This is a genomic window from Mucilaginibacter ginsenosidivorans (assembly GCF_007971025.1).
GTDB classification, from domain to species: Bacteria; Bacteroidota; Bacteroidia; order Sphingobacteriales; family Sphingobacteriaceae; genus Mucilaginibacter; species Mucilaginibacter ginsenosidivorans.
In genome coordinates this window covers 3,616,214-3,628,431 of the sequence record NZ_CP042436.1, presented here as the reverse complement: position 1 = coordinate 3,628,431, position 12,218 = coordinate 3,616,214, and the positions used below count along the sequence as shown (strand labels likewise).

Genomic DNA, 12,218 nt, shown 5'->3' with positions numbered 1-12,218 from the left:
ATCATTTTCATAAATATTTCGGGCCCTGGTTAAACCGGGGCCTTTCTTTTTTTGTCTAACCAACAGCATTGATTATCTTTAACTATAAATTCTAAACCTTACCATGAAGTCTGTCAAAATTTTACTCATTTTATTATTGGGTACTAGCGGCGTACCTGTTTATGCTCAGTCCACAAAAGCTGAAAAGGCTGCGGCATTAAAATTTGCCATCCTGAAAAGCGTTGATAGTATTGAATATACATTTGTGACATTCCAGGGAGGGCAAACTTATCACCTGCAGGTCACCAGGGACAGTCTTACATCTGTACTGCCATTCACTGGTAGTTCTATATCAGGTAATGGTTATGTAGACCAAACTGCCAACCTGAACCTAAGGTCTTTAGATTTTGGATATACTGTTAAAGCTTTGAAAAAGAACGGCAGGCAGGTTACTATTACGCTTAACGATGTGGATGACATCAATAAAATAACACTTGAGATTTATGAAAATGGCAATGCTACCCTTATCATAAACAGTGTGCGGCGTTCGCGAATGATATACCAAGGGTATCTTTATCCCGGCCGCGCAAATTAATACTAAACAGTTTCTGCAGTTGATTATAAAAAACGTTGGATAACTTGGTCAATATGGAATAAATTTTGTATAATTTTGTGGAAAAGTTCTCCGTTATTCATCTTATGAACGTATGAAAACTTTAAGAAACCTATTGATCCTGGTGCTGATAGTTGGTATAGGATCTTCTGTAGCTGTTGCTCAAAATAAAAAAGAGAAAAAAAGAGCAACCATTAAAAATAACATCGAGAACAAACACTACACCTTTAACGCTAACAATGCGATACCGCTTAGCGGCGGAACTATCCAGCTTACTTCGGAATATGATCTGAAGATAACCCCCGATAGCATAGTTTCCTTTTTACCCTATTACGGCGTGGCCCATTTCGATGTGCCCTACGGCAGTACCGATCTTGGTATAAAATTCACTTCCACAAAATTCGAATACAAAGCGGTACAAAAAAAGAAAGGTGGGTGGGAGATCATTATCAAACCAAAGGATGTCAAAAACCTGCAGTCGATGACGTTGTTTATATCTGCAGACGGTTACGGGTCATTGGCGGTAAATAGCGTTAACCGGGATAACATCAGTTTTGACGGATACCTCGAATAATCTTTAATTATGCCCTCATCATATATGATTTTGTACCCTTTTGGGTACAAAATGTTCTCTTTTTGCCCCCTTTTTTAACAATCACGTAAGCACATGTAGCGTGGTATAGTGTTTGAATGATTCTAAGCATCTATAAAAAGTTAATTATTATGAAAAGCCTAGGTAAAATAATTTTTGCATTCGCCCTGGTTTTATGGGGATCGGGTGCAGTTTTTGCACAATCATTAAAACAGGAAAAGGCTAAAAAAGCGGCAGAGGTAAAGAGCCTTGTAACCAGTGGCCGTTACACTTTTGAAGCCTCAAAAAAAGTTATGAATAACGGCGACAGCAAGTACCTCCGTCACGGTGGTGATATGGACGTTTCAAAAGATACGTTGATCGTTTATTTACCAGAGGAAGGCAAGGAACCGGGAACTCCGGTGAAGGCCATTAATGCCGGAATAACCAGCACAAATTTTAGCTATCAAATGAATGATGCCGCAAATGGAGGCTGGAACATCGACGTAACTCCGAAAGGCGATCATGCAGCCGAAATCAGAGAGATCACCCTGGCCATTTCGCCCGAGGGATATGCAACGTTGGACCTTATGCGGCCAGGGAAAAAGTCCCTGATATTTTATGGATATATTAAACAGCATATTGCCGAGTTTCCGCCGTTAAGTGCTGCACTCGTAAAATAACAAACTTAATGAAGGGCGGTAGCCTGGTAACCGGGCAGCCCTTCATTATCCTTCAGCCCCACTCCCGATATCTTTCTTCTAAAAGCCTCCTGAACCAGGTAAAATATTTTTTTCGACGCTTGTTTAACACTCAAGCCATGCGTCCTGATGTTCGAGATACAGTTACGCGATTCGTCAGTAAGTCCCGGTTTAGGGCCAAACGTCAGGTACGCCCCCATACTGTCGGCCGCACTTAACCCCGGCCGCTCACCTATAAAGATGATAGAAAGCCCTGCCCGTAGCTGTGATCCGATATCGTCGGCTATCGCTACCCTGCCCTGTTTAACCAGGCATATCGGGGCAATTTTAAACCCGGCCGCAAACAACTGAGGTATCAATATCTTCAGTAAATTTACAGCGTTGTTATTGACTGCGGTGGCCGAAAGACCGTCGGCGATGACGATCACTATGTCACTGGCGCTGCTATATTCGGCTAACAGGGTTGCCGATTCATCGCCCAATTGCCTGCCCAGGTCGGGCCGCTGAAGATATTGCTCGCGATAAGCTGCCTTGCTATGTAACTGCAGCACAGGCAAATCAAATTCCTTCAGTTCATCCGGTAACTTATCCTGGTCAAGTTCAGAATATACCGCATCGCGCGCATGGGCATGCGCCAGGTTAAACGCCAGCGATTGTTTCAACGGAATGCTGGCCCCCGTCCGTCCCAAACCTATCCTGGCGGCTGTAAATTCTTTCAAGGGCTCTAAAAAGTCGTTATCTCCGTCTATCTGATCCATAGCCTTTTCATTTCTTTCACCAGTTCAGCACTTCTGCGGCTCACCAGTTTTCCTTCCATATCCATTATCCCCTGCTTGACCAGCCACTGCTCAAATTCAGGTGCAGGCCGTAATCCCAACACCTTGCGTAAGTAAACAGCATCATGAAACGAAGTGGATTGGTAATTGAGCATGATGTCGTCCGAACCAGGAACGCCCATGATAAAATTGCACCCCGCCACACCCAATAGTACCAGCAGGTTGTCTATATCGTCCTGGTCAGCCTCGGCATGGTTGGTGTAACAAATATCAGCGCCCATAGGCAGGCCCAGCAATTTACCGCAAAAATGGTCCTCCAAAGCTGCGCGAATGATCTGTTTACCATCGTACAGATATTCCGGGCCAATAAAGCCTACCACTGTATTTACGAGGAATGGGTTGTATCTGCGTGCCACAGCGTAAGCCCTTGCCTCACAAGTCTGCTGGTCGACACCATGACTCGCGTTAGCCGAAAGCTCGCTTCCCTGCCCCGTCTCAAAATACATAACATTTCGACCAACCGTGCCGCGCTCTAATGATAGCGTTGCCTCATAGGCCTCATCCAGCAAACTTAAACTGATACCAAAACTTGAATTGCTTTTCTCTGTACCCCCTATCGACTGAAAGCACAAATCGACAGGTGCCCCTTTATTGATGAGTTCTATCGTTGTTGTAACGTGACTCAAAACGCATGATTGTGTAGGAATATCAAACTGGTACCGTAGGGTATCCATCAGCAGCAATAGGTTGTTCACCTCGGTCAGGCTGTCCGTTGCGGGGTTGATACCGATGACGGCGTCACCGCTACCATATAATAAACCGTCGATAATACTGGCTGCTATTCCTTTTGGATCATCGGTGGGGTGATTAGGCTGTAAGCGTGTTGAGAAGTGTCCCTTTAAACCGATTGTATTTCTGAACCGGGTAACTGCTTCGCACTTCCGGGCCACGGCTACCAGGTCCTGGTTACGCATTAATTTTGATACCGCTGCCGCCATTTCAGGAGTTATCCCCGCTGATGCGACCTTCAATATCTCACCCGTAACATCATCGCTTAAAAGCCAATCTCTTAACTCACCAACAGTTAAAGTATCTATTAACCTAAATGACGTAATATTATGACTATCAATAATTAATCTTGTTATTTCATCCTCTTCATAAGGTATCACTGTTTCTTCAAGAAAAGTTTTTAAGGGAATATCAGCCAGCGTTATCTGAGCTGCTACCCGCTCCTCGTAACTTTCGGCAGACAGACCAGCCAACACATCGCCCGACCGGTGTGGGGAGGCCTTGGCAAGGAGGGTTTTCAGATCTTTAAACTTGTATGTTTTTCTGCCGATGGTATGCTGGTATGACATGGCTTATAATTGGTTGATCATTACTTCGGCCTGTTCAAGCAGCACATCGTCCTTTATCTTCACCTTGTGCTTGCCCATAAGCATAAACAAGACAATTATGGCAACCAGTCCGCCGAAAAACCAAAGGCTTAGCCATGGATTAAAATAAATTATGGCAAACAGGCATAATGCTGACAAAACTAATGCTATCGCTGGGAAGTAAGGGTAAAACGGCGAAGCAAACGGCCGATCAAGCCCGGGTTCTTTTTTTCTGAGGCGGAACAGGCTTACCATGCTCATCATATACATTAGCGTGGCCCCCATCACCGAAATAATGATGATCTGCGCCGTTGTACCTGTTAAAAGCGCTATAGAACTTACTATTCCAGATGCGATTAATGCCCAATGCGGTGTTTTAAAGCGATGATTTACACTTGCTAATCCCCGTGGCAGGTAGCCGCTCCTGGCCATAGCAAAAACCTGCCGCGATGAGGCAAGTATGATACCATGAAAAGAGGCTATCAACCCAAACAAACCAATACCCGCAAAGACCTTGGTTAAGCGGTTCGATTCTCCCAATACAAGGCTAATAGCTGCAGGCAATGGATAATCCAGCCTGCTTAGTTTTCGCCAGTCTGTAATACCGCCGGTTAATATCATCACTCCCAAAGCCAGGAAAACAAGTGTCAGGATGCCATAAATATAACCTCTCGGAATGTTGCGCTTTGGTTCCTCCACTTCCTCGGCTACCGAAGCAACCCCTTCTATCGCCAGGTAAAACCAAACAGCGAAAGGCAATGCGGCAAACACGCCGCTCCATCCAAATGGCATAGGATTGCTCACATAATTGCTCATTTTGAACGATGGCCCTATAATACCCATAAACAGCAGCAACTCCCCTACAGCCAGGATGGTAATGAATACCGAGAACGCAGCCGATTCCTTTATACCCATGATATTAATGCCAATGAATACAATATTGAATATGATCGCCGAGCCCACCACCGGAATTGCAGGATATAAAAAATGCAGGTAGCTGCCAAGCGCAAAACCAACGGCTGGTGTGGCAAAAAGGAAGTCGATCAAAGTAGCGTAACCCGCTACAAGCCCTGCCACCGGTCCCATTGCACGGTAGGCATAGGCAAACGCCCCTCCGGCATGTGCAATGGAGGCGGTTAGTTCGGTATAACTAAAGACAAAGGCAATGTACATTATCGTAACCACCAGGGTTGCTATCAGCATGCCTATGGTACCTGAAACCGCCCATCCGTTGTTCCAACCGAAATATTCACCCGATATCACCAATCCAACCGCAATGGCCCATAAATGGATCGGTTTAAGTGCTTTTTTTAGTTTTTCGGGCTGCGTATTACTCATGAACGATGAGGTAGAATAATTTCTGCATTAAAATACTTAAAGGTGTCGTTAAATCAAAATTGCCCTTGTTATCATATTGTTAACAGTTAAGCCGGCACTGAATTGAAACATACTTGTGCTAAAGCTGTTACCTTACTGAACAACCATATTTAATATGTTACGAATAGAGGTTTCACCCGGCAGTTTGTCGGAACTTGATTTTACAAAATTAGTCCAGTTTGATATACCAAAACCTGCGGCAGGTGTCGCGCAGGAAATCAATAATAACGCGATCCTAATATTTGAAGATGAACAGGAAGCGATAGATTATGCGCACCTGGTAGATGGTTATGCTGAATCATTGGAAGATCATAATAGCACGGAATACCTGGCAGCTAACGATATCATTAAGGCTATCGGCGACGACGAATTTGTGCAGGCTTACATTCAAAGTTGATGAATTTTGCTAAGCTTCGATAATGACACCTGCAAAGGTTAATCCCCCGCCAAAACCCAACATTAATATTTTATTCCCGGGCTTTATTTTGCCCGCATTTTTAGCAATGTTCCAGGCAAGCGGTATAGATGCTGATGATGTATTGCCAAAATATTCGATACTGCTCAGCATTTTATCCATCGGCGCACCGATTTCAGCAGCGACGCCCTCGATGATACGCATATTGGCGCTGTGTAAAATTATCCAGTCAAGGTCATCCAGCGTAAGCGAATTTTTCGCAAGCAACTCTTTCACTTTCACACTTACTGTTTGAATGGCCCACTTGAATACAACTTTCCCGTTCTGATGGATCTTACCATTGGATTCTATCGCTTCGCCATTGATCACTGAAGCATGCTGCGATAAATAAAGGTCCTTCCCATGGCTTCCGTCCGACCCGGTAACGGCATTGAATATTTTTGACCTTTCTGAAGGTTCAACTAACGCGACTCCTGCCCCATCGCCAAAAAGTATACATGAGGTGCGGTCATGGAAATCAGTGAACTTCGATAAAGCTTCAGCGCCAAACACCAACACCTTTTTGTGCGTGCCGGATGCTATCATCCCTTTAGCTAATATTAGCCCGTATACAAATCCGGCACAAGCTGCCATAATATCGAGGCAGCCGCAATTCTGAATATTTAGACGATTCTGTATCTGGCTGGCCATGCTTGGCATCACCTGGTCGGCGCTGGTGGTGGCCACCAAAATAAAATCAACGTCGTTAAATGATGTTCCCGGGTTTTCTGCTAACAGATTTTGTGCCGCTTTTACGCACAAATCGCTTGTAAATTCATTCTTGTCGGCAAACCTGCGTTCTTTTATCCCCGTCCGCGAGATTATCCATTCATTATTGGTTTCGATAAACTGTTCAAAATATTCATTGGTTATCCTGTTTGAAGGGGTATAAACAGCAATAGCAGTTATTTTGGATTCCATGTTTTAATTTGGTGTTTCTGGTTAAATCAAAGATACTAACTGTTTAATATGATTTAACGAAAAGTGAATTTAAAGTAAACAGTTTGCAACCAAGCCGGTCCAGCCGGTTTGATGTGACGCTCCCAAACCCCGCCCGGTATCTCCGTCAAAATATTCGTGGAAAAGAATATAATCTTTGAAATTCGGGTCATTTTGCAGCTTTTCGTAATCGCCATAAACCGCCCGGCGACCATTCTCTTCCCGCAGGAATATTTTCAAAAGGCGATAATAAAGATAATCGGCTATCTCTTTAAGGTTCATAAAATTGCCCGAATTTGTAGGGCATTCCACTTTATAGGCATCGCCGTAGTATTGATGGAAGCGATGCAGACTGTCTATGATCAGGTAGTTGATCGGCACCCACACCGGTCCGCGCCAATTGCTGTTGCCGCCAAACAAACCGCTGTCACTTTCGGCAGGTGTATATTTAACGCTGAATTGCCTGCCATCTACCGCCACCGTGTATGGGTTGCCAAGATGATATTTTGACAGCGCCCTTATCCCGTGCGGACTAAGAAATTCATTTTCATCAAGCATATATTTCAGCAGCGATTTCATCCGGTGCCCGCGCAGCAAACTCAACAGGTGTTTACCTTCACTATTTTTTTCGTTCCAGCGCGACACCAGCCCGGCGAGGTCAGGCCTGTTGTTCTCGAACCATTTCATACGGTCCTTGAAGACAGGGCTGTTCATAATATACTCGTCGTCAAGCACCTCGGTGGCAAATAGTGGAATCAGACCGACAATACTTCTAACCCGCATTTTCTGAATTGCTCCGTCCGGCGAACGTAACTGGTCGTAAAAAAAGCCATCCTCATTATCCCAAAGACCCTCCTGGTTATTTCCCAGGTTATCCATCGCACCGGCAATATAGATGAAGTGCTCGAAAAACTTGGAAGCAATATCAGCATACGCAATATCGTGCGTTGTCAGTTCCGCGGCTATCCGCACCATATTAAGCGAATACACGGCCATCCAACTGGTGCCGTCTGCCTGCTCCAAATGTTGCCCATACGGCAATTGCGCATTCCGGTCAAACACCCCGATATTATCCAGCCCCAGGAAGCCGCCTTCAAAAATATTGTTCCCCTGTGCATCTTTGCGGTTAACCCACCATGTAAAATAAAGCATCAGCTTATGGAATATCCTTTCGAGGAACATGGTGTCACCTTTGCCTTCATTATCACTTTTGTCCCTGTTGTAAAGCGACCATGTAGCCATTGCAAGCACAGGCGGGTTTACGTCGCCAAAGTCCCATTCATAAGCAGGCAGTTGACCGTTGGGGTGCATATACCAATCGCGGGTCAGTAACAACAATTGTCTCTTTGCAAAACTCATGTCCACGCTACCCAGGGCCAGGCAATGAAACGAAAGATCCCAGGCCGCAAACCAGGGATATTCCCATTTGTCCGGCATCGAAACGATATCGCGCGTATTCAGGTGTTCCCATTTGCTATTGCGCCCGTTCAATCTTTCGACCGGTGGCTTTGGGCCGGCAGGGTCGCCATGCAGCCATTTATGAATATTATAGTGATAAAATTGTTTGCTCCACAACATGCCGGCAAAGGCCTGGCGCTGTATCATACCATGATCTGTAGTATCGCTTGCGTGCTGCTGTAAATTGTTATAAAAGTCGTCAGCCTCAGCCTGCCGGGTCCTAAATATCTCGTCAAAGTCATCGAATGATCTTTTGGCCTCTTTGGTAAGCCGAAGCCGTAACGTCACACTTTGCTTTGCCGGTATTAAGAGATCATATTTTGCGGCGGCCTTGGTGCCGGTTTTCTTTGGGTTGATGGTTTCTGCGCCGTTTACAATAAAATCGTTTATGCCATCCTTGTAATATTGCTTACCATCGTCATAATTGTAAAAACGCTTAGTATTTGTTTCGTTATCACAAAACAGCAGTTCAGGTTCCCCTTCGGCTTTTAACCAGAATTGTCCTAACTCTTTATGGAAGATATCAATGATCCCATGCGAGTCGTCCTCAAGAGCAGGTTTGTAATCATTATTTCCCCAGGCCCACCGGTTGCGGAACCAAACCGTAGGCAGCACAATCAGCGGTCCAGCTTCAGCGCCACGATTATAAATAGTGATCTTGATCAGGATATCATCGGCAGTGTTCTTGGCGTACTCGGTGAATACATCAAAATATTTGTCCTCATTAAATATCCCGGTATCAATCAGTTCAAATTCCCTTTCACTTCTCGACCGGCGCTTGTTCTCATCCAGCAGCCAGGCATAAGGATATTCAGACTGGGGATACTTATAAAGCATTTTCATGTATGAATGTGTCGGAGTGCTATCAAGATAATAGTAGAGCTCCTTTACATCCTCGCCGTGGTTCCCTTCCGGGTTCGACAGGCCAAAATAACGCTCCTTAATAATAGGGTCTTTTTTGTTCCACAAAGCAATGGCAAAGCAAAGCAATTGTTCATCATCGCAAATACCGGCTATACCTTCTTCGCTCCAGCGGTAGGCCTTACTGCGAGCCATGTCGTGGGTGATATAGTTCCACGCATCGCCGTTTGCGCTATAATCTTCCCGCACGGTCCCCCATTGACGATCGCTAACATAAGGCCCCCACTTTTTCCAGCCGTTGCCCTCCTTTAATCTCGCTTTTTCTGCATCCATTATTTTGTCCACACCCTTCTTAAAAATCTCAACCAATTACCATGCATCATGTTTTCTATATCCTGCTCAGTGTATCCCCGGTTTACCAATAATGCAGGCACTTTTTGAAGATCAGCAATGGTTTCGAGATCACACGGGCACTGTTCCCGCCCAAACGCCCCGTCGAGGTCAGACCCAATACCTACGTGCAAAGTATTTCCGGCCACCTGGCAAATATGATCTATATGGTCAATCATGACTTCCAGGTCACAATTCATCTCTTTTGGGGTCGATTTAAACCTCACCCAGTTGGGCACCATCATCCAGGCATCAAGCGCCGCGCCGATCACCGCATCACGGCTCACGAGTTCTTTGATCATCTCATCGCTGAACTGACGGTTGTGATTCACCAAAGCGCGGCAGTTGTTATGGCTGGCCCAAACATGACCGTTAAATTTATCCATGGTCTGCCAAAAGGCATCGTCGCATAAGTGAGTGGCATCCAATATGATGTTAAGGCGTTCTATCTCTTTCAATAGCTCCAATCCCTTTGGCCCCATTTTTCCGGTTGCATCTGTACCATTGGCATACCGCCCCGGCCCGTAGTGCGCAGGGCCGATAGCCCTTAAACCATAATTGTATGCCCTTTCCAAATGGCCGACTGTAACGATCGAATCTGCTCCTTCTAAACTTAGTACATATCCTATCGGCTTCTTTTCCAGTTTATTATTACGCCAAAGTTCAACGTGTGCTTCAAGTGAACGAAGGTCTTTGATCTGCACCATTTCACCGTCGTCTTCCATGGCTTTGTACCAGGCTGCCTGTCCCTGTGTTTGCGCCCAGGCTTGTTCGGGCGAATGCCATCCAGGAAGCGGGTTGTCCGGCGCTACATAGCGGCCTATTTGGGTGGCCACCACCAGCCCGATGTTTCCCTTGCGCAATTCATGCAGCGAAACTGTAGCGTTGCCGCGGTCGGGCTTATCGGTTAATCCGTTTTCGCGTGCATTAATTTCACAGGCCGGCCTGCGTAGGTCGCGGTTCCATTCCAGCGCGTTCATACTCAGATCGAGGTGGGCGTCTATAGTAAACATTGGGATAATTTCTTTTATGTAGAGACGCAAAATTTTGCGTCTCTACGAAGTTAAATATTGATTTTCCTGTCCCTCGCCACATTCATCCACTCCCCGACAATGTAATTGTCTTTAATTGTTATTGCCCGTTCATATAATGCTACTGTAGGGCATACATGATATGGCAGCCCATACAACACATCGCCTGGTTTGTAGGTATGGCCCTCAACTGCTTCCACCACCAAATGCTCTTCGCTATGTGCCACTGGTATAAGCTCTGGTGCGTTTAAAAACCATATACGTTTTGCCAATTCATTTTCAGCAGAAACAGATTTATGTCCCACATCAAGACAAATCTTTGAAGCATCGGGTAACGAGATCGCCCTTGATATAATAACAGCTGCCGGCAAAAACGGCTGCTCAGGGCAGATCAGCAAATATCCCCTGTCCCAATAAATGAATGTTCCCGGGCTGCATTCAATATCTTCCCTTTTTGCATGTATAGGAAAAGTCGGCGACCCACCCGCTACAATAACCGGCTCGGCATAGCCGGCTGATTTGATGTCCTGTTGTAACTGCCGGGCTTTTTCAAATGCCTCATTACATCTTTTGATGCGGGATTCCATTTCAGCGTCATGGATATGCCCATCATACGCGTGCAAACCAACAATCGTTATTCCTTTTAATCGCTGGGATTCGGTATAAAGTGATAACGCTTTACTGGGAACTATCCCTGTTCTATTTTGTCCGACATTCAAATCGATATAAATTGGAATTATAATGCCATTTTCGAGTGCAGCTTTCGAAATATGTTTTGCTGCCGCGATGTTATCAATTAAGCAGGAGTATTGAGTATCGGGATAAGTTTTGATAAGCTTAACAAAGCGCTCAAGCTTCGGCCCGATGGGTTGGTAAGCCAGTAAAGCATCCGGCGCTTTGCATAGGCCAAGCATTTCGGCCTCAGCAATGGTGGCGCATTTGAATTTGGTGATACCTGCATCGATCATCAAAGTACACACCTCGCGGCATTTATTGGTCTTAACATGCGGCCGCAGGCGCGAAACATCATCGATCATACTTTTCAGTATGGATATGTTTTGCTTTACTCTTTCAGGGTAGATTACCAATGCAGGCGTATCCAGCTTGTCGACATCATCAATTATATACCAATTTGAGTCATCCATGGTTTTCGGACTAAAAAACTAAACCAGCTCGAACATCGCCTCTATCTCTACCGGTATATTATCCGGCAGCGAACCCATACCAACAGCGCTTCTTACCCCTATCCCGTTATCTTCGCCCCAAACCTTAGCGAACAACTCGCTGCAGCCATTAATGATAAAAGGGTGTTTCTCGAAATCGGGTGTGCAATTAACCATACCCAAGACTTTTATCACGCGTTTGATCTTGTTCAGGCTGCCTAAATTAGCTTTAAGTGTTGCCAGTATAGCAAGCCCGACCTGTTGCGCTGCCAGTTTGCCTTCCTCAGAAGTAAGGCCATCGCCTATACGCCCTATTATAAGTGTTCCGTCGTCCTTTACCGTTCCGTGTCCTGAAACAAATACGTGTTTTCCGTCAATTAAAAAAGGTTTGTAAACGCCGAGCGGCTTGGGTGCGGGCGGCAGGTTTAGCCCAAGCGCCGCGAAATTTTCATCAGGTGTGTTCATACCGTAAAACTATGAAGTTATGGCAATACAATCTGGATTTTTGCATAAAAATATTCTTATGGAA

General features: G+C 45.3%; 12 protein-coding genes. 4 read left to right on the top strand and 8 right to left on the bottom strand.

The window, feature by feature from the left end; all coding sequences use genetic code 11:
- Positions 1-103 precede the first annotated feature (103 nt).
- The 3 genes from FRZ54_RS16610 to FRZ54_RS16600 all read left to right on the top strand — a co-directional run bounded on the left by FRZ54_RS16610 (position 104) and on the right by FRZ54_RS16600 (position 1,846).
- A complete protein-coding gene (locus FRZ54_RS16610) occupies positions 104-574 on the top strand; it encodes a DUF4251 domain-containing protein (protein WP_147032702.1) in 471 nt (156 codons plus the stop codon).
- Positions 575-686: 112 nt separating this feature from the next.
- Positions 687-1,166 (top strand): DUF4251 domain-containing protein, encoded by a 480-nt coding sequence (locus tag FRZ54_RS16605; protein ID WP_147032701.1) that lies wholly within the window; start codon positions 687-689, stop codon positions 1,164-1,166.
- 149 nt (positions 1,167-1,315) lie between these two features.
- Positions 1,316-1,846 carry a DUF4251 domain-containing protein gene (locus tag FRZ54_RS16600; RefSeq protein WP_187359644.1) on the top strand — a complete coding sequence of 177 codons (531 nt, stop codon included), beginning with the start codon at positions 1,316-1,318 and terminating at the stop codon, positions 1,844-1,846.
- A 5-nt stretch (positions 1,847-1,851) separates the two neighbouring features.
- Here FRZ54_RS16600 and eutC read toward each other — a convergent pair whose 3' ends face one another.
- The 3 genes from eutC to eat are packed head-to-tail and all read right to left on the bottom strand — an operon-like array spanning position 1,852 to position 5,354.
- Positions 1,852-2,622: an ethanolamine ammonia-lyase subunit EutC gene (eutC, locus tag FRZ54_RS16595; protein WP_147032699.1), complete on the bottom strand. Its 771-nt coding sequence runs from the start codon at positions 2,620-2,622 to the stop codon at positions 1,852-1,854.
- Positions 2,610-3,998 (bottom strand): ethanolamine ammonia-lyase subunit EutB, encoded by a 1,389-nt coding sequence (locus tag FRZ54_RS16590; protein WP_147032698.1) that lies wholly within the window; start codon positions 3,996-3,998, stop codon positions 2,610-2,612. The genes eutC and FRZ54_RS16590 overlap by 13 nt, the downstream gene beginning before the upstream one ends.
- Before the next feature lie 3 nt (positions 3,999-4,001).
- A complete protein-coding gene (eat, locus tag FRZ54_RS16585; RefSeq protein ID WP_147032697.1) occupies positions 4,002-5,354 on the bottom strand; it encodes an ethanolamine permease in 1,353 nt (450 codons plus the stop codon).
- Positions 5,355-5,508: 154 nt separating this feature from the next.
- Between eat and FRZ54_RS16580 the strand changes: the two genes are divergently transcribed.
- Positions 5,509-5,790: a hypothetical protein gene (locus FRZ54_RS16580; protein WP_147032696.1), complete on the top strand. Its 282-nt coding sequence runs from the start codon at positions 5,509-5,511 to the stop codon at positions 5,788-5,790.
- A gap of 9 nt (positions 5,791-5,799) precedes the next feature.
- Here the strand turns inward: FRZ54_RS16580 and FRZ54_RS16575 are convergent, their stop codons facing one another.
- The 5 genes from FRZ54_RS16575 to FRZ54_RS16555 form a co-directional block, all read right to left on the bottom strand.
- A complete protein-coding gene (locus FRZ54_RS16575; RefSeq protein ID WP_147032695.1) occupies positions 5,800-6,768 on the bottom strand; it encodes a ketoacyl-ACP synthase III in 969 nt (322 codons plus the stop codon).
- 69 nt (positions 6,769-6,837) lie between these two features.
- Complete coding sequence (locus FRZ54_RS16570) at positions 6,838-9,438, bottom strand: MGH1-like glycoside hydrolase domain-containing protein (RefSeq protein ID WP_147032694.1); 2,601 nt, start codon at positions 9,436-9,438, stop codon at positions 6,838-6,840.
- Positions 9,438-10,508, bottom strand: a complete 1,071-nt coding sequence (locus FRZ54_RS16565; RefSeq protein WP_147032693.1) for a dipeptidase — start codon at positions 10,506-10,508, stop codon at positions 9,438-9,440. Before FRZ54_RS16565 ends, FRZ54_RS16570 begins: the two co-directional genes overlap by 1 nt.
- Before the next feature lie 50 nt (positions 10,509-10,558).
- Positions 10,559-11,671, bottom strand: coding sequence for a D-TA family PLP-dependent enzyme (locus FRZ54_RS16560; protein ID WP_147032692.1), 1,113 nt, complete (start codon positions 11,669-11,671; stop codon positions 10,559-10,561).
- A gap of 18 nt (positions 11,672-11,689) precedes the next feature.
- A complete protein-coding gene (locus tag FRZ54_RS16555) occupies positions 11,690-12,154 on the bottom strand; it encodes a RidA family protein (RefSeq protein ID WP_147032691.1) in 465 nt (154 codons plus the stop codon).
- Positions 12,155-12,218: the final 64 nt, after the last annotated feature.

Coding starts and splice junctions, on each gene's coding strand:
- FRZ54_RS16610 (WP_147032702.1), top strand. CDS start 104: ATGAAGTCTGTCAAAATTTTACTCATTTTATTATTGGGTACTAGCGGC.
- FRZ54_RS16605 (WP_147032701.1), top strand. CDS start 687: ATGAAAACTTTAAGAAACCTATTGATCCTGGTGCTGATAGTTGGTATA.
- FRZ54_RS16600 (WP_187359644.1), top strand. CDS start 1,316: ATGAAAAGCCTAGGTAAAATAATTTTTGCATTCGCCCTGGTTTTATGG.
- eutC (WP_147032699.1), bottom strand. CDS start 2,622: ATGGATCAGATAGACGGAGATAACGACTTTTTAGAGCCCTTGAAAGAA.
- FRZ54_RS16590 (WP_147032698.1), bottom strand. CDS start 3,998: ATGTCATACCAGCATACCATCGGCAGAAAAACATACAAGTTTAAAGAT.
- eat (WP_147032697.1), bottom strand. CDS start 5,354: ATGAGTAATACGCAGCCCGAAAAACTAAAAAAAGCACTTAAACCGATC.
- FRZ54_RS16580 (WP_147032696.1), top strand. CDS start 5,509: ATGTTACGAATAGAGGTTTCACCCGGCAGTTTGTCGGAACTTGATTTT.
- FRZ54_RS16575 (WP_147032695.1), bottom strand. CDS start 6,768: ATGGAATCCAAAATAACTGCTATTGCTGTTTATACCCCTTCAAACAGG.
- FRZ54_RS16570 (WP_147032694.1), bottom strand. CDS start 9,438: ATGGATGCAGAAAAAGCGAGATTAAAGGAGGGCAACGGCTGGAAAAAG.
- FRZ54_RS16565 (WP_147032693.1), bottom strand. CDS start 10,508: ATGTTTACTATAGACGCCCACCTCGATCTGAGTATGAACGCGCTGGAA.
- FRZ54_RS16560 (WP_147032692.1), bottom strand. CDS start 11,671: ATGGATGACTCAAATTGGTATATAATTGATGATGTCGACAAGCTGGAT.
- FRZ54_RS16555 (WP_147032691.1), bottom strand. CDS start 12,154: ATGAACACACCTGATGAAAATTTCGCGGCGCTTGGGCTAAACCTGCCG.